12 protein-coding genes and 4 tRNA genes are annotated in these 15,446 nt (G+C 68.5%); 9 read left to right on the plus strand and 7 right to left on the minus strand.

Annotated features, from left to right (window positions below; all coding sequences use genetic code 11):
• Positions 1-112: 112 nt before the first annotated feature.
• Both ACIQWG_RS39035 and ACIQWG_RS39040 read right to left on the minus strand, forming a co-directional pair.
• Positions 113-643 (minus strand): hypothetical protein, encoded by a 531-nt coding sequence (locus ACIQWG_RS39035; protein WP_404105341.1) that lies wholly within the window; start codon positions 641-643, stop codon positions 113-115.
• Positions 644-755: 112 nt separating this feature from the next.
• Positions 756-1,106, minus strand: coding sequence for a metallopeptidase family protein (locus tag ACIQWG_RS39040; RefSeq protein ID WP_404105344.1), 351 nt, complete (start codon positions 1,104-1,106; stop codon positions 756-758).
• Between the two features lie 85 nt (positions 1,107-1,191).
• Between ACIQWG_RS39040 and ACIQWG_RS39045 the strand changes: the two genes are divergently transcribed.
• The 7 genes from ACIQWG_RS39045 to ACIQWG_RS39075 all read left to right on the plus strand — a co-directional run bounded on the left by ACIQWG_RS39045 (position 1,192) and on the right by ACIQWG_RS39075 (position 7,778).
• Positions 1,192-2,763, plus strand: a complete 1,572-nt coding sequence (locus ACIQWG_RS39045) for a metallophosphoesterase (protein WP_404105347.1) — start codon at positions 1,192-1,194, stop codon at positions 2,761-2,763.
• Positions 2,764-2,843: 80 nt separating this feature from the next.
• Positions 2,844-2,916 (plus strand) — tRNA-Glu (locus tag ACIQWG_RS39050).
• 37 nt (positions 2,917-2,953) lie between these two features.
• Positions 2,954-3,028 (plus strand) — tRNA-Asp (locus ACIQWG_RS39055).
• Between the two features lie 26 nt (positions 3,029-3,054).
• Positions 3,055-3,128, plus strand: a tRNA-Phe gene (locus ACIQWG_RS39060).
• A 132-nt stretch (positions 3,129-3,260) separates the two neighbouring features.
• Positions 3,261-7,205, plus strand: coding sequence for an ATP-dependent RNA helicase HrpA (gene hrpA, locus ACIQWG_RS39065; protein WP_404105350.1), 3,945 nt, complete (start codon positions 3,261-3,263; stop codon positions 7,203-7,205).
• A 94-nt stretch (positions 7,206-7,299) separates the two neighbouring features.
• Positions 7,300-7,374, plus strand: a tRNA-Asp gene (locus tag ACIQWG_RS39070).
• A gap of 194 nt (positions 7,375-7,568) precedes the next feature.
• Positions 7,569-7,778, plus strand: coding sequence for a DUF6274 family protein (locus tag ACIQWG_RS39075; RefSeq protein WP_404105352.1), 210 nt, complete (start codon positions 7,569-7,571; stop codon positions 7,776-7,778).
• Between the two features lie 526 nt (positions 7,779-8,304).
• On the opposite strand, the gene bldC is transcribed toward ACIQWG_RS39075, so the two are convergent.
• Both bldC and ACIQWG_RS39085 read right to left on the minus strand, forming a co-directional pair.
• Positions 8,305-8,511: a developmental transcriptional regulator BldC gene (gene bldC / locus ACIQWG_RS39080; RefSeq protein ID WP_003949541.1), complete on the minus strand. Its 207-nt coding sequence runs from the start codon at positions 8,509-8,511 to the stop codon at positions 8,305-8,307.
• A gap of 552 nt (positions 8,512-9,063) precedes the next feature.
• The gene (locus ACIQWG_RS39085; RefSeq protein ID WP_404105355.1) at positions 9,064-9,906 is read right to left on the minus strand and encodes a hypothetical protein; all 843 of its coding nucleotides are present in this window, start codon (positions 9,904-9,906) and stop codon (positions 9,064-9,066) included.
• Positions 9,907-10,128: 222 nt separating this feature from the next.
• On the opposite strand from ACIQWG_RS39085, the gene ACIQWG_RS39090 reads away from it, so the two are divergent.
• Both ACIQWG_RS39090 and ACIQWG_RS39095 read left to right on the plus strand, forming a co-directional pair.
• On the plus strand, positions 10,129-11,217 hold the full coding sequence (locus ACIQWG_RS39090; RefSeq protein ID WP_404105358.1) for a Leu/Phe/Val dehydrogenase: 1,089 nt from the start codon (positions 10,129-10,131) through the stop codon (positions 11,215-11,217).
• A gap of 307 nt (positions 11,218-11,524) precedes the next feature.
• Positions 11,525-11,779, plus strand: a complete 255-nt coding sequence (locus ACIQWG_RS39095; protein WP_404105361.1) for a DUF3073 domain-containing protein — start codon at positions 11,525-11,527, stop codon at positions 11,777-11,779.
• Positions 11,780-11,875: 96 nt separating this feature from the next.
• On the opposite strand, the gene purM is transcribed toward ACIQWG_RS39095, so the two are convergent.
• The 3 genes from purM to ACIQWG_RS39110 form a co-directional block, all read right to left on the minus strand.
• A complete protein-coding gene (purM, locus tag ACIQWG_RS39100; protein ID WP_404105363.1) occupies positions 11,876-12,943 on the minus strand; it encodes a phosphoribosylformylglycinamidine cyclo-ligase in 1,068 nt (355 codons plus the stop codon).
• Between the two features lie 65 nt (positions 12,944-13,008).
• Positions 13,009-14,538 (minus strand): amidophosphoribosyltransferase, encoded by a 1,530-nt coding sequence (purF, locus tag ACIQWG_RS39105; protein ID WP_404105365.1) that lies wholly within the window; start codon positions 14,536-14,538, stop codon positions 13,009-13,011.
• A gap of 72 nt (positions 14,539-14,610) precedes the next feature.
• Positions 14,611-15,381: an META domain-containing protein gene (locus tag ACIQWG_RS39110; RefSeq protein WP_404105367.1), complete on the minus strand. Its 771-nt coding sequence runs from the start codon at positions 15,379-15,381 to the stop codon at positions 14,611-14,613.
• Between the last annotated feature and the right edge of the window lie 65 nt (positions 15,382-15,446).

Consider the following 15,446-nt stretch of genomic DNA (forward strand, 5'->3'; position numbering starts at 1 on the left):
GCTCTGCGTTGGCGCCGGGCAAATGGGATCAAACGATCTACCACCATACGCACCCCCAGCCCCCCAAGGCAAACCGGCCGTAGCCGGTGTAGGCAACGTCACTCGCCGGACCTCACGCCGGCGCCCCCGCCGCCGGTGCCGGCTCCCGCTCCCCCAGCTGCGGCCCCGTCTCCTCGTGCGCCGACGAGGACGGCTCCGCCTCCGTCGGCGTCGGCGCGACCGACGTCGGCTCCTGCGTCGGCGTCGGCTCCGGTTCCACCGTTCGAGTGGGCGTGGGCTCCGCCGGACGCGTCGGACCCGGCTTCTGCGTCACCCCCGGCTTCTGCGGCCCGCCGCCCCCCGCAGGGGCCGACACACTCGCCTGCGCCGACGGCGAGGCCGACGGAGCGGCCGACTCCCCGGGCCCCTTCCCGTCCTTCTTCCCCTTGCCCCGCTTGCCGTCGTCCGCGTGCGCCCCGATCCCGGAGCCACCGCCCGACACCGCGGAGCCCCCGTCAGGCGCCTCACCGCCTCGTTGTCCGGCGGACCGCGACGGCTTCACACCGTCGCCGCCCCCGTCGTCACCCACACTCATACAGCCGGCTGCGGCAGCGACAGCGACGACCGTCGCGGCCAGACGGACAGGTACGTACAAGGGGCGCACGGCGGCCACCTCCAGTGGCGGGCGAAGAAGTCAACCTGCCCAACTCCCGCCGCCCACAAGAGGACACGCGCCCCACGACACAGCACGGCCGCACCTTCGTAACAGTGCCCGCTCACCCGTAACCGAGCGCGTGCAGCCGCTCGTCGTCGATCCCGAAGTGATGCGCGATCTCATGCACCACCGTCACCTCGGTCTCCTCGACGACCTCCTCCCGCGACTCGCACATCCGCAGCGTCGGCCCCCGATAGATCGTGATCCGGTCCGGCAGCACTCCGGCGTACCACTCACCCCTATCGGTCAGCGGAGTGCCCTCGTACAACCCCAGCAACTCGGGATCGTTCGCGGGCGGCTCGTCCTCCACGAACACCGCGACGTTGTCCATCAACCGCGTCAGCTCCGGCGGAATCCGGTCCAGCGCCTCGGCGACCAGCTCCTCGAACTCCTCGCGCGTCATCTCCAGCACACGCCCATTGTCAGGCACGACACCCCCACGAAGGAGCCGCGAACGGCCCCGCATACCCACCGCCGCACTTGGGCATACGGGATCAATGGCCCGCGTCCCCGCCGCCGCAACCAAGGTCCTAGGTCAACTGCCCAAGGCGCCACGCGCCCTCGCCCGCCGCTACGCCACCCGCCGCCCGCTCCCCACGCCCGAACTCGTCACCCAGCCCCACCCCTGGGTCCGCGCCCTCGGCCTCATCACCGTCGTCCTGCTCGGCACCTGGCTCGGCCTGCTCATCGTCGGCAACGTACGCGTCCCCGTCGGCCCCATGAACACGACGATGACCCTGCGCCCCTCCGTCACCGGCGGCACGAAGATCAACGTCTCCCCCCTCGGCGCCCTCACCCTGGACAGCCACATCGCCCCGGTGCGCCTCGACGTCAATGTCGACCAGCTCGACCCGGACCGCGCCCAAGCCCTCGTCGACCACCCCGAACGCCTGTCCGGCCTCCAGGACGAGGTCGCCCAGGACGTCGCCGACGGCACCCGTGACCTCGCCGTACGCAGCTGCGTGGCCGTGGTCACCGGCGCCACCGCCCTCGGCCTCGCGATCTACCGCCGCCCCCGCCGGGCCCTGGCCGCCGGCGGCCTCGCCCTCACCCTCCTGGCCGCGTCCGGCGGCACCGCGTTCGCCACCTGGAACCCGGAGTCGGTCCTGGAACCGAAGTTCTCCGGCCTGCTCTCCTCAGCCCCGTCACTGGTCGGCAACGCCCGCAGCATCGTCACCGAATTCGACGTCTACCAGAAGGAGTTGGCCCGCCTGGTCACCAACGTGACCAAGCTCTACGACGCCACCTCCACGCTCCCCGCCTACGCACCCGACCCGTCGACGATCCGCGTCCTGCACGTCTCCGACATCCACCTCAACCCCGCGAGCTGGAAGATCATCGCCTCGCTCGTCGACCAGTACAAGGTCAATGTGATCGTCGACTCCGGCGACACCATGGACCACGGCACAGCCGCCGAGAACGGCTTCCTCGACCCCATCGAGGACCTCGGCGCCCCCTACGTCTGGGTCCGCGGCAACCACGACTCCCGCCTCACCCAGCGCTACCTGGAAGACCTCAAGAACGTCCACGTCCTGGACGACGGCAAGGCCAAGACCATCGCCGGCCTGCGCTTCGCCGGCATCGGCGACCCCCAGTTCACCCCCGACCGCTCCACGGTCCCCGGCGGCGACGCCGCCAACGAACTCGCCGGCGCCCGCCTCGCCACCTCCCTGCGCGACCAGAAGGCCTCCGACACCCCCGTCGACGTGGCCGTCGCGCACGAACCCGTCGCCGCCCGCCAGACCGACGGCGAAGTCCCTCTCGTCCTGTCCGGCCACCTCCACCACCAGGAGATGGAGCTCCTGCCCTACGGCACCCGCCTGCGCATCGAAGGCTCCACGGGCGGCAGCGGGCTGCGCGCCATCGAGGGCGAGCACCCGGACCCCATCCAGACCTCGGTCCTCTACTTCGACCGCGCCACCCACCGCCTCCAGGCCTGGGACGAGATCGAACTCGGCGGCCTGGGCCTGACCACGGCCGAGGTACGCCGCCACCTGGTCGAGGAGAACCAGCCAGGCGGGCCCGACCCGACCGGCTCACCGAGTCCCCCGTCCAGCCCCTCGCCGTAAACCGTTTTGGCGATACCTCCCGCCATCCCATATGCTTCTCACGTCCCCGACGCGCTGAGAAGCGCCCAGGCGGGCCGATAGCCCTCATCGTCTAGCGGCCTAGGACGCCGCCCTTTCAAGGCGGTAGCACGGGTTCGAATCCCGTTGGGGGCACGCAGTACGGTGTGCGACACTGTCGTACGCATCGCAAGGTCCTGTGGAGCAGTTTGGAGTGCTCGCCACCCTGTCAAGGTGGAGGCCGCGGGTTCAAATCCCGTCAGGACCGCAAAGGCTTTGAAAAAGGCCTTGGACGGCTGGGTAGCTCAGTTGGTACGAGCGATCGCCTGAAAAGCGATAGGTCGCCGGTTCGACCCCGGCCCCAGCCACCGTCACCGTGAGGGCCCCGATCTTCGGATCGGGGCCCTCACTGCATGTCTGCCGCCGGCACGGCCGGGCGCAGCAGGGCGCGGCAAAAGGGTTCGCCATCGTTTTCGCCGGGATGAGATCCTGGGATCCGTATGTCTACGCACCCTGTCCCCGCCCTGGACGCCCTCGCCCCCCGTCTGACCGAGTTGTCGCTGCGTGATGCGCACCGGCTCGGGCGGCGGCTCGAAGGTGCGCGCAAGATCCGTAAGCCGGAGGCGCGGGCCGCTGTGCTCGGTGAGATCGAGGCGGAGATCCTCAAGGGTGAGGAGCGTATCGCTGCTCGCCGCGCCCGCGTCCCCGCCGTCACGTACCCGTCGCAGCTTCCCGTCAGTCAGAAGCGGGACGAGATCGCCGAGGCCATTCGTGATCACCAGGTCGTGATCGTCGCGGGTGAGACCGGTTCCGGTAAAACGACACAGATTCCGAAGATCTGTGTCGAGCTGGGGCGCGGGGTCAGGGGAATGATCGGGCATACGCAGCCCCGCCGGATCGCGGCTCGTACGGTGGCCGAGCGGGTGGCGGAGGAGCTGGACACCCCGCTCGGTGAGTCGGTGGGCTGGAAGGTGCGGTTCACCGATCAGGTGAATCCGGACGGCACCTTCATCAAGTTGATGACCGACGGCATCCTGCTCGCGGAGATCCAGACGGACCGCGAGCTGCGCGCCTACGACACGATCATCATCGACGAGGCGCACGAGCGGTCGCTGAACATCGACTTCCTGCTCGGGTATCTGGCTCAGTTGCTGCCGAAGCGGCCCGACCTCAAGGTCGTCATCACTTCGGCGACGATCGACCCCGAGCGTTTCTCCCGGCATTTCGGTGATGCGCCGATCATCGAGGTCAGTGGGCGGACGTATCCGGTGGAGGTGCGGTACCGGCCTTTGCTGGAGGAGGACTCGGAGGACTCGGACCGGGATCAGATCACCGCGATCACGGATGCGGTCGAGGAGCTGATGGGGGAGGGGAAGGGCGACATCCTCGTCTTCCTCTCCGGTGAGCGGGAGATCCGGGACACGGCGGACGCGCTCACCAAGAAGCAGTACCGCTTCACGGAGGTTCTGCCGCTCTACGCCCGTCTGTCGCACGCGGAGCAGCACCGGGTCTTCCAGCCGCACACCGGCCGCAGGATCGTTCTGGCGACCAATGTCGCGGAGACGTCGCTGACGGTGCCGGGTATCAAGTACGTCATCGATCCCGGTTTCGCCCGGATCAGCCGGTACAGCCATCGGACGAAGGTGCAGCGGCTGCCCATCGAGCCGATCTCGCAGGCCAGCGCGAACCAGCGCAAGGGCCGTTGTGGGCGGACCAGCGACGGTATCTGCATCCGGCTGTTCTCGGAGGACGACTTCCTCGCCCGGCCGGAGTTCACGGACGCCGAGATCCTGCGGACGAATCTCGCTTCCGTCATCTTGCAGATGACGGCGGCCGGCCTGGGTGACATCGAGAAGTTCCCGTTCATCGATCCGCCGGACCATCGCAACATCCGGGACGGCGTCCAGCTGTTGCAGGAGCTCGGCGCGATCGACCCGGCGGAGAAGGACGCACGCAAGCGGCTGACGCAGACGGGCCGCAAGCTCGCTCAGCTTCCGGTCGATCCGCGGCTGGCCCGTATGGTTCTGGAGGCCGACAAGAACGGCTGTGTCCGTGAGGTCATGGTCATAGCGTCGGCGCTCTCCATCCAGGACCCGCGTGAGCGCCCGGCGGACAAGCAGACCCAGGCTGATCAGCAGCACGCGCGCTTCAGGGACGAGTCGAGTGACTTCCTCGCCTTCCTGAATCTCTGGCGTTACGTCCGTGAGCAGCAGCGTGAGCGCGGCTCGTCGTCCTTCCGGCGGATGTGCAAGCAGGAGTATCTGAACTTCCTGCGCATCCGTGAGTGGCAGGACATCTATACGCAGCTGCGGACCGTGGCCAAGCAGATGGGCATTCACCTCAACGAGGAGGACGCCCCGGCCGACCGGGTGCATGTGTCGCTGCTCGCGGGTCTGCTGTCCCACGTCGGCATGAAGGACGTGAAGGACGGCGCGAAGAACGAGTATCTCGGCGCCCGGAGCGCCAAGTTCGCGATCTTCCCCGGTTCGGCCCTGTTCAAGAAGCCTCCGCGTTTCGTGATGTCCGCCGAGCTGGTGGAGACGTCCCGACTGTGGGCGCGGGTCAACGCGAAGATCGAGCCGGAGTGGGTGGAGCCGCTCGCCGGGCATCTGCTCAAGCGCACGTACTCCGAGCCGCACTGGGAGAAGGACCAGGCGGCGGTGATGGCGTACGAGAAGGTCACGCTGTACGGCGTGCCGATCGTCGCGCAGCGCAAAGTCAACTACGGCCGGATCGACCCGGAGGTCAGCCGGGAGCTGTTCATCCGCAACGCGCTGGTCGAGGGCGACTGGCGCACGCATCACAAGTTCTTCGCCGACAACCGCAGACTCCTCAGCGAGGTCGAGGAGTTGGAGCACCGGGCGCGGCGCCGGGACATCGTCGTCGACGACGAGACGCTGTTCGACTTCTATGACCAGCGGGTGCCCGAGGACGTGGTGTCGGGCGCGCACTTCGACGCGTGGTGGAAGCGCAAGCGGCACGAGGAGCCGGACTTCCTGGACTTCGAGCGCGAGATGCTGATCCGGGAGTCGGCGGAGGCGGTCACCAAGGCCGACTATCCGGACTCGTGGCGGCAGGGGCAGCTGAAGTTCCGTGTCACCTATCAGTTCGAGCCGGGCGCGGACGCGGACGGTGTGACGGTCCATGTTCCGTTGCAGGTCCTCAACCAGGTCACGGACGAGGGCTTCGACTGGCAGATCCCGGGTCTGCGGGAGGAGTTGGTGACGGAGCTGATCCGTTCCCTCCCGAAGCCGATCCGCCGTCACTATGTGCCGGCGCCGAACTTCGCGAAGCGGTTCCTGGCCACGGCCGTCCCGTTGCAGGAGCCGTTGACGGTGACGATGGCGCGTGAGCTGAAGCGGATGGTCGGGGTGCCGTTCACCGCGGACGACTTCGACTGGTCGAAGGTTCCGGAGCACCTGCGTATCACCTTCCGGATCATCGACGAGCGTCGGCGCAAGCTGGCCGAGGACAAGGATCTGGAGGCCCTGAGGCTGCGTCTGAAGCCCAAGGCGCGCCAGGCCCTGTCGCAGGCCGCGGCGGCCTCCGCGTCCCGTCAGGGCGGTGAGTCCCTGGAGCGTGCGGGTCTGACGGACTGGACGATCGGCTCTCTCACCCGTGTGTTCGAGACGCGGCGGGCCGGGCAGCCGGTCAAGGCGTATCCGGCGCTGGTGGACGACGGGGACACGGTGTCGGTGCGGCTGTTCGACACGGAGGCGGAGCAGCAGCAGGCGATGTGGAAGGGCACACGTCGGCTGATCCTGCGGAACATTCCGGTCAATCCGGCGAAATTCGCCAGCGATCGTCTGAACAACGCGCAGAAGCTGGCGTTGTCGGCGAATCCGCACGGTTCGATGCAGGGCCTCTTCGACGACTGCGCGAGGGCGGCGGCGGACAAGCTGATCGGTGACTTCGGGGGCCCGGCATGGGACGAGGAGTCGTATCGGAAGCTGTTCGAGAAGGTGCGGGCCGAGATCGTCGACACGACGGTTCGTACGGTGGGTCAGGTGCAGCAGGTCCTCGCCGCCTGGCAGGCCGCCGAGCGCCGCCTGAAGAGCGTGCGCAGCCCGGTGCTGCTGGCGAACCTGACGGATGTCCGCAAGCAGCTGGACGCGCTGGTGAAGCCCGGTTTCGTGACGGACGCGGGGCTGGGGCGGATGCCGGACCTGATGCGCTATCTGATCGCGGTGGACCGCCGGCTCCAGCAGATGCCGACGAACGTCCAGCGGGACACGACGCGCATGGAGAAGGTCCACGAGATGCAGGACGAGTACGCCTGGCTGCTGGAGCAGATGCCGCAGGGGCGTCCGGTGCCGGCGCAGGTCCTGGATGTCCGCTGGATGCTGGAGGAGCTCCGGGTGAGCTACTTCGCGCATGCGCTGGGTACGGCGTACCCGGTCTCGGACAAGCGGATCGTGAAGGCGATCGACGCGCTGGCACCGTGACGGGGTGTGTACGTTGGGTGAGTTCGACCAGTGGGCTCACCCTCCTGTACAGTCTCTTCTCGCAGCGCAACGCACGAATGGCGCCGCGAAATCTGGTCCTGTGGAGCAGTTTGGAGTGCTCGCCACCCTGTCAAGGTGGAGGCCGCGGGTTCAAATCCCGTCAGGACCGCAGTAGAAGCGAGGCCCGCTTCCCGAGAGGGAGGCGGGCCTCGCTCGTTGCCCGGGGCCGGGGTTCGCGAGGGCGGGGATCCGGCGTACGCCTCCACGGCGGGCACCCGGGCCTCCACGCCGCCTTGACGGAGTCACATTCGCTCGGTACCCAGAAATCAGGGCCCTTCCCCGCGTGGCCCCTGGAGGTGGCGTATGGCGGCATCGGCGAGGCACGAGACGCGGGCGCTGCTCCGCGCCCATCTGTCGGCGGCATCCGGCTACCGGCATCTCACCCGCCATTGCCCGATCTGCCATCAGTTGCTGCGTCTGGCGATGGATCCCGGCACACACATCTACGAGCCGGTTCCGGAGGAGGCCGTGGAGGACGAGCTCATCGAGGACGAGGCACCGTCCACCGCGTGATCCGGGGCCGTGTCTCCGCGTCAACTCCCGCCCGATCATGGGCGGCTGAACCCTGCGCCCGCTCTTTAGCGCACTTGGACCGGAGGCAACAAGGAGTGAGGCATGTGACGGGTGTCACCGCATAAGTTTCCGGTTGGGTAGGACTTACACCCCGCCTACAACAGGTCAATTTAATATGTGCAATTGCACCAGCTTCCGGGCCTCACCCGTGCCTCACGCGCCCCCCGGCCGGCCTCACTCTCGGCGACCACACAGAGTGAGTCCACAGGACATCCGACAGCCCTCCCCAGACTTCGACAAGCCCACTCACAGGAGTGCCGGCCGGCGCACAGTCCACGCACAAAAAAGATCGCGCTGGACCCGGCGGAGTCCAGCGCGATCTACGACGCACCCTTGTTGCGTGCCTGAAGTGCTCTGACGGCTTGGGCGTGGGCTCTGTTGGGGCAGAACCCGCGTCGCTTGGAGCTAGGGTCCGGACGCCGCGGCGAGTTGGGGGAACCGCCGGTTTGCCCGGTTATGCAGCTGTTCAGGCCTCGCTGCGCTGCTGCGGGATACCCGCGAGCAGAGCGCGGACCTCAGCCTCGCGGTAGCGGCGGTGTCCGCCGAGCGTACGGATGGAAGTAAGCTTCCCGGCCTTCGCCCACCGCGTGACCGTCTTGGGGTCGACGCGGAACATCGTGGCGACCTCAGCCGGGGTCAGCAGCGGCTCGGCATCAGGGGTGCGAGCGGTCATGAGCGGCCTCCTCGGGAGAACCGAACCTTCTCGGTTCTTTCCTCTAAATTCTGCACCTTGACCCGCGTTGCCCGAAATGGCGGACGCGAGTCGAGTCGGTTATAGGACGAACGGCTTGTCCTCGGCACTACAACTACACCATCTGTCCAGCCGCGTCGGCCAAACCGATGGAATTGCCCCTCCAGGTGTTCATCAGCGACGGAAGCCGATGGACCATGCCATAGCGGACAGTCACGCCACTGTGACGATCAGTCACAGTGGCGTGCAGGAGTCTCAAGACCCCCCAAAGTGTGCAATGTCGAGATGGAGTCCTCCCCGGACTCCTTGTCCTATTTTGGCACGAGGGGGGGTTAGGGACGCAAGGGCCGCGTACGTGCGGTCCATCACGCTTACGCGTGTTGAGGCTTCCTTGATGCATACGCCCGGATCGGGCCCTACGTCCCTTGTTGACGAGGCATCAAGAACCTCAGAACGAGCACGAAACCCCAAAACGGGCGTCTCGTCAAACGCCAGTTCGTTACATCACACAGTGCTGTGCATCACACCGGGACATCAGTTCGCCGAGCGCCGGTCCCGCACCGACCGCCACCGCTCCACGAGCCGCCCGTAGGCCTCCCCGGCGCCCGCGCCGTCGCCCTGCCGCAGCGCCTCGATGCCGTCGGCCACGTCCGCCGCCGAGTGGTCGTCCTCCAGCTCGCCGGCCGGCAGGGCGTGCACCAGACCGCCGTAGTCCAACTCGACCAGCGAGCGCGGGTGGAACTCCTCCAGCCAGCGCCCCACGTCCACCAGGCCGTCGATGAGGGGCCCTTCGTCGACGGTGTCCTTCAGCGTCCGCAGCGCCCGCGCCACACGCCGCCGCGCCTGCACCATCGGCGTCCGGTAGCGCAGCATCGGCGGGATCTCGCCGGAGCCCTTGTCGAAGCGCCGCTCCTCGTCCGACACCAGCACGAACCAGTGCAGCGGCACCTGCCAGGTCGAGGTGCGGATCCACGGCCGGGCGTCCGGGTTGCGGGCCAGCCAGCGCTCGTAGTCCTGGGCCGCCTGGCGCCGTACGACCTCCGGGAGCACCGCGTCCAGCACCGGCCCCGGCAGCTCGTCGCCGAGCTCGTCCAGCGCCTGCCAGCCGCGCAGCCGGGTGCGCCACGGGCACACGCACAGCACGCCGTCGATCTCCAGCACGAAGGCGTCGCCGCTCTCGTGCACCGGCACGGCGATGGGCGGGGTGGGCAGCAAGTCCGCCAGGGAACGGCGCAGTTCGTCCTGGTACGACGGCCGGTCGGGGTTGCGGGCGTAGCGGGCCCAGTGGCCGCGCTCTGGTTCCGGGAAGGCCGCAAGCGGTTCGTACACCCGCAGATAGGTCGCGTACGGGACGATCACCGAGGACACCTTGGGCACGCCTGCTCCCTCCCCCGCCGTCTGCCAGGGAAACCTGCGAAACCCGCTGACAAACGTGCGGGAAATCTATGCAAATCGTCGCACGGGTGTACTCCGGGAGTAGGTGATCCTGAGCTCTGCGGGTTGGACAGGCGCCGACGGGTCTAATCTCATGCTCACAGCCCCCGCCACCCGCACGGGAGCTCCGCTCCAACCGCCGCACCGTACTCAGGAGTCACCACAGTGACCGACGTAACACACGGCGTCCTGCACACCCTGTTCCACTCGGATCAGGGAGGTCATGAGCAAGTCGTGCTCTGCCAGGACCGCGCCAGCGGCCTCAAGGCCGTCATCGCCCTGCATTCCACCGCCCTGGGCCCCGCCCTCGGCGGTACGCGCTTCTACCCCTACGCGACCGAGGAAGAGGCCGTCGCCGACGCGCTGAACCTCGCGCGCGGGATGTCGTACAAGAACGCCATGGCCGGTCTCGACCACGGCGGCGGCAAGGCCGTGATCATCGGCGACCCGGAGATGATCAAGTCCGAGGAGCTGCTGCTGGCCTACGGCCGGTTCGTGGCCTCGCTCGGCGGCCGGTACGTCACCGCCTGCGACGTCGGCACCTACGTCGCCGACATGGACGTCGTGGCCCGCGAATGCCGCTGGACGACCGGCCGCTCCCCCGAGAACGGCGGAGCCGGCGACTCGTCCGTGCTCACCGCCTTCGGCGTCTACCAGGGCATGCGGGCCTGCGCCCAGCACCTGTGGGGCGACCCGTCGCTGCGCGGCCGCAAGGTCGGGGTCGCGGGCGTCGGCAAGGTCGGCCACCACCTGGTGGAGCACCTGCGCGCCGAGGGCGCCGAGGTCGTCATCACGGACGTGCGCGAGGAGGCCGTCGGCCGGATCCTCGCCGCGCACCCGGAGGGCGTGACGGCGGTCGCCGACACCGCGACGCTGATCCGCGCCGAGGGCCTCGACATCTACGCCCCCTGCGCGCTGGGCGGGGCGCTGAACGACGACACCGTGCCGGCGCTCACCGCCAAGGTCGTCTGCGGTGCCGCCAACAACCAGCTCGCCCACCCGGGCGTCGAGAAGGACATCGCCGACCGCGGGATCCTCTACGCGCCCGACTACGTGGTGAACGCCGGCGGTGTCATCCAGGTGGCCGACGAACTGCACGGCTTCGACTTCGACCGGTGCAAGGCGAAGGCCGCGAAGATCTACGACACCACGCTGGCCATATTCGCACGTGCGAAGACGGATGGGATTCCGCCGGCCGCCGCGGCCGACCGGATCGCCGAGCAGCGGATGGCGGAGGCACGCGGAGCGCTGTGATCCGCCTGCTCGGACCCCTCTCGGGGAGTTCGTGCGGTACCCGCCGGTGGGTAGTTGGAGAGAACTCTCACTTCTACCGGCGGGTCGACCGCCAATAAGTGGTTAAAATCGCGGTTGACCAGCGAGGACAGGGCGCCTCGAAGGTCCTGTGCACACGCGCGTGCTGCGGGCGACGTACCGTATGGGCGCGGGCTCAGGTACCGTGGAAGCCCTACGGACCGGCCTCTCCATGGAGAGTCCGTTCCGGATCATGAACGCGTGTCGAGACTCTGGGGCCGTCGAGCCCCGTCACCGAGGGGGTCGAGCCATGGGGCGCGGCCGGGCCAAGGCCAAGCAGACGAAGGTCGCCCGCCAGCTGAAGTACAACAGCGGCGGGACTGACCTGTCGCGTCTGGCCAACGAGCTGGGCGCTTCGACTTCGAGCCAGCCGCCGAACGGCGAGCCGTTCGAGGATGACGAAGACGACGACGACCCGTACGCGCAGTACGCGGATCTATATAACGACGACGAGGACGAAGAGGACGACGAGTCCGGTCCGACGTCGCAGCGTCGCGGCGCTTGACGTAGCGCCCTTCGCAGTTCCCGTCACAACTGCACTTCACCCGGTCCGGGCCTCCAGCACTGGACCGGGTTTCGTGCTGCCTGTCGGGCGGCTGCCCTACTTCGCGTAGCTGCCGACCAGCGCGGCGCCGCTGTCGTGGTCGTCCCGCTCCGTGATCTCGCCGGCCACCCAGGCGTCCACGCCTCGGTCGGCCAGCGTCGCCAGGGCCGCCTCGGCGGACTCCTCGGGGACGATCGCGATCATGCCCACGCCCATGTTCAGGGTCTTCTCCAGTTCCAGGCCCTCGACCTGACCCGTCCTGCCGACGAGGTCGAACACGGGGGCCGGGGTCCAGGTGGAGCGGTCGACGATCGCGTGCAGGCCGTCCGGGATCACCCGGGCCAGGTTGGCCGCGAGACCGCCGCCGGTGATGTGCGAGAAGGCGTGTACGTCCGTGGTCCGGGTCAGCGCCAGGCAGTCCAGCGAGTAGATCTTCGTGGGCTCCAGCAGCTCCTCGCCGAGGGTGCGGCCGAACTCCTCGATCCGCGCGTCCAGGGCCAGGCCGGCCTGGTTCAGCAGGACGTGACGGACCAGCGAGTACCCGTTCGAGTGAAGGCCGGACGCCGCCATGGCGATCACCGCGTCACCCGTACGGATGCGATCGGGGCCCAGCAGCCGGTCGGCCTCCACGACGCCCGTACCGGCGCCGGCGACATCGAAGTCGTCCTCGCCCAGCAGACCCGGGTGCTCGGCCGTCTCGCCGCCGACGAGGGCGCAGCCGGCGAGCACACAGCCCTCGGCGATGCCCTTGACGATGGCGGCGACCCGCTCGGGGTGGACCTTGCCGACGCAGATGTAGTCGGTCATGAACAGCGGCTCGGCGCCGCACACCACGATGTCGTCCATGACCATGGCGACCAGGTCGTGGCCGATGGAGTCGTAGACGCCCATCTGGCGCGCGATGTCGACCTTGGTGCCCACGCCGTCCGTGGCGGAGGCGAGCAGCGGGCGCTCGTAGCGCTTGAGGGCGGAGGCGTCGAAGAGGCCGGCGAAACCGCCGAGGCCGCCGAGGACCTCGGGGCGCTGGGTCTTCTTCACCCACTCCTTCATCAGCTCGACCGCGCGGTCGCCCGCCTCGATGTCGACGCCCGCTGCTGCGTAGCTGGCACCAGTTGTCTCAGACATGGCAGTAGAGAACCTTCGTGTCGTACGGCAGGCGTTCTTTGAAAAGGCACAGCACGGGGCTGCGCTTACGGGCGGCGGATCGCGTCGGCGGCGGCCGTGGCGGCCGGGCCGGCGGCCAGCTCCGTCTCCAGCAGCTGCTTGCCGAGCAGCTCGGGGTCCGGGAGGTCCATCGGGTACTCGCCGTCGAAGCAGGCGCGGCAGAGGTTCGGCTTGGCGATGGTGGTCGCCTCGATCATGCCGTCGATGGAGATGTACGACAGCGAGTCGGCGCCCAGCGAGGTGCCGATCTCCTCGATCGTCATGCCGTTGGCGATGAGCTCGGCGCGGGTCGCGAAGTCGATGCCGAAGAAACAGGGCCACTTCACCGGCGGCGAGGAGATCCGGATGTGGACCTCGGCCGCGCCGGCCTCGCGGAGCATCCGCACCAGGGCCCGCTGGGTGTTGCCGCGCACGATCGAGTCGTCGACGACGACCAGGCGCTTGCCCTTGATGACTTCCTTCAGCGGGTTCAGCTTCAGCCGGATACCGAGCTGGCGGATGGTCTGCGAGGGCTGGATGAACGTACGTCCGACGTACGCGTTCTTCACCAGACCCGCACCGAACGGGATGCCGCTGGCCTCCGCGTAGCCGATCGCGGCCGGGGTGCCGGATTCCGGGGTCGCTATGACCAGGTCGGCGTCGACCGGGGCTTCCTTCGCGAGCTTGCGGCCCATCTCCACGCGGGAGAGGTACACGTTCCGGCCGGCGATGTCGGTGTCCGGGCGGGCCAGGTACACGTATTCGAAGACACAGCCCTTGGGCTTCGCTTCCGCGAATCGCGAGGTGCGCAGACCGTTCTCGTCGATGGCGACGAACTCGCCCGGCTCGACCTCACGGACATAGCTGGCGCCGCAGATGTCGAGGGCGGCGGACTCGGAGGCGACGACCCAGCCGCGCTCCAGGCGGCCGAGGACCAGCGGGCGGATGCCCTGCGGGTCACGGGCCGCGTAGAGGGTGTTCTCGTCCATGAAGACGAGGCTGAAGGCGCCCTTGACCTGCGGAAGGACCGTGTGGGCGGCCTCCTCGATGGTCAGCGGCTTGCCGTCCTCGTCGACCTGGGCCGCGAGCAGCGCGGTCAGCAGGTCGGTGTCGTTGGTGGCCGCGACGCGCGGGGTGCGGCCGCCCTCCTGCTTGGGCAGGTCGGCGACCATCTCGGCGAGCTGCGCCGTGTTGACCAGGTTGCCGTTGTGGCCGAGCGCGATCGAGCCGTGCCCGGTGGCGCGGAACGTCGGCTGGGCGTTCTCCCAGACGGAGGCGCCGGTGGTCGAGTACCGGGCGTGACCCACCGCGATGTGACCCTGGAGCGAACCGAGCGATGTCTCGTCGAAGACCTGCGAGACCAGGCCCATGTCCTTGAAGACGAGGATCTGGGAGCCGTTGCTGACCGCGATTCCCGCGGATTCCTGGCCCCGATGCTGGAGGGCGTAGAGCCCGAAGTACGTGAGCTTTGCGACCTCTTCGCCCGGAGCCCAGACACCGAAGACGCCACACGCGTCCTGGGGGCCTTTCTCGCCGGGGAGCAGATCGTGATTGAGTCGACCGTCACCACGTGGCACGGCACCGAGTGTAGGCGAGATCGACCACTGGTCCGAATTGGGGAATCGCCTGATCAGCGCGGCCGCAAACGATCACTCGGCGGCGGCCGCGTTCACCTGCTCACCGTTTTCGCTGGTCAGAGTGAGGGTGCGGTGATCGATCCGGTAGTCGACCGTTCCGTCGAAGAGCCCCAGGAGGGTCTTCTCCGTCTTCATGAGTGAGGCGTCGCACATCATTCGCGTGGTGGACGCGGTGCCGAGCGTGATACTGCCGTCGCGGACCGTTGCGTCGGCCCTCACCTTGTTGCAGCCCAGGCTTCCGCTGACCTGACCGGTCTTCGGGTCGATGGTGAGGTGGGCCTTGCCGTCGGTCTCGGGGCTGGTGACGGCCCACTTCGTGCCCTTGAGCGGGGCCGCCTCCTGCTTGCTGAGAGCGATCCGGTCGCCGCCGCCGGTGGTGAGGGTCAGCTTGTCGCCGTCGACCTCGGTGGTGAGGTCGCCGTCGGCGAGCGTGTCGGCGAGGGTCTGCTCGAAGTCCACGGGGACGCCCTCGCAGGCCATCTCGGTGGCCTGCATCTGGCCGAACGTGACCTGGGAGTCGGCGAAGGCGGCGTCGGCGCCGAAGTGGTTGCAGCCCAGGTTGCCCTTGACCTCGCCACCGTCGGCGATCTTCAGCCAGGCGCCGCTCGGGGCGTCGCTCTTCTTGCCGTCGACGGTGACGCCGTCGACGGCCCAGTGGACGCCGGTGACGGAGGCCTTGGCCCCGGCACCGACCGATTCGCTGCCCGCGTCCTCACTGCCGCACGCGGCGGCGAGCGGGAGGAGGGTGAGCGCGGCGAGGGCGGTCAGTCGCTTTGTGTCCATGCCGAGTGTGTCCATGCCGGTGGGACGGGAGGGACACGGGACCGGTTCCGCTCGGTTCCGCTTGT

The sequence above is a fragment of the Streptomyces sp. NPDC098781 genome (genome assembly GCF_044759995.1).
Taxonomy (GTDB): Bacteria; Actinomycetota; Actinomycetes; order Streptomycetales; family Streptomycetaceae; genus Streptomyces.

What these genes read in the sequence shown, in the direction of transcription:
- ACIQWG_RS39110 (WP_404105367.1), bottom strand. Translation starts at nt 15,381, where the DNA reads ATGGACACAAAGCGACTGACCGCCCTCGCCGCGCTCACCCTCCTCCCG.
- hrpA (WP_404105350.1), top strand. Translation starts at nt 3,261, where the DNA reads ATGTCTACGCACCCTGTCCCCGCCCTGGACGCCCTCGCCCCCCGTCTG.
- ACIQWG_RS39045 (WP_404105347.1), top strand. Translation starts at nt 1,192, where the DNA reads ATGGCCCGCGTCCCCGCCGCCGCAACCAAGGTCCTAGGTCAACTGCCC.
- ACIQWG_RS39075 (WP_404105352.1), top strand. Translation starts at nt 7,569, where the DNA reads ATGGCGGCATCGGCGAGGCACGAGACGCGGGCGCTGCTCCGCGCCCAT.
- ACIQWG_RS39095 (WP_404105361.1), top strand. Translation starts at nt 11,525, where the DNA reads ATGGGGCGCGGCCGGGCCAAGGCCAAGCAGACGAAGGTCGCCCGCCAG.
- purM (WP_404105363.1), bottom strand. Translation starts at nt 12,943, where the DNA reads ATGTCTGAGACAACTGGTGCCAGCTACGCAGCAGCGGGCGTCGACATC.
- bldC (WP_003949541.1), bottom strand. Translation starts at nt 8,511, where the DNA reads ATGACCGCTCGCACCCCTGATGCCGAGCCGCTGCTGACCCCGGCTGAG.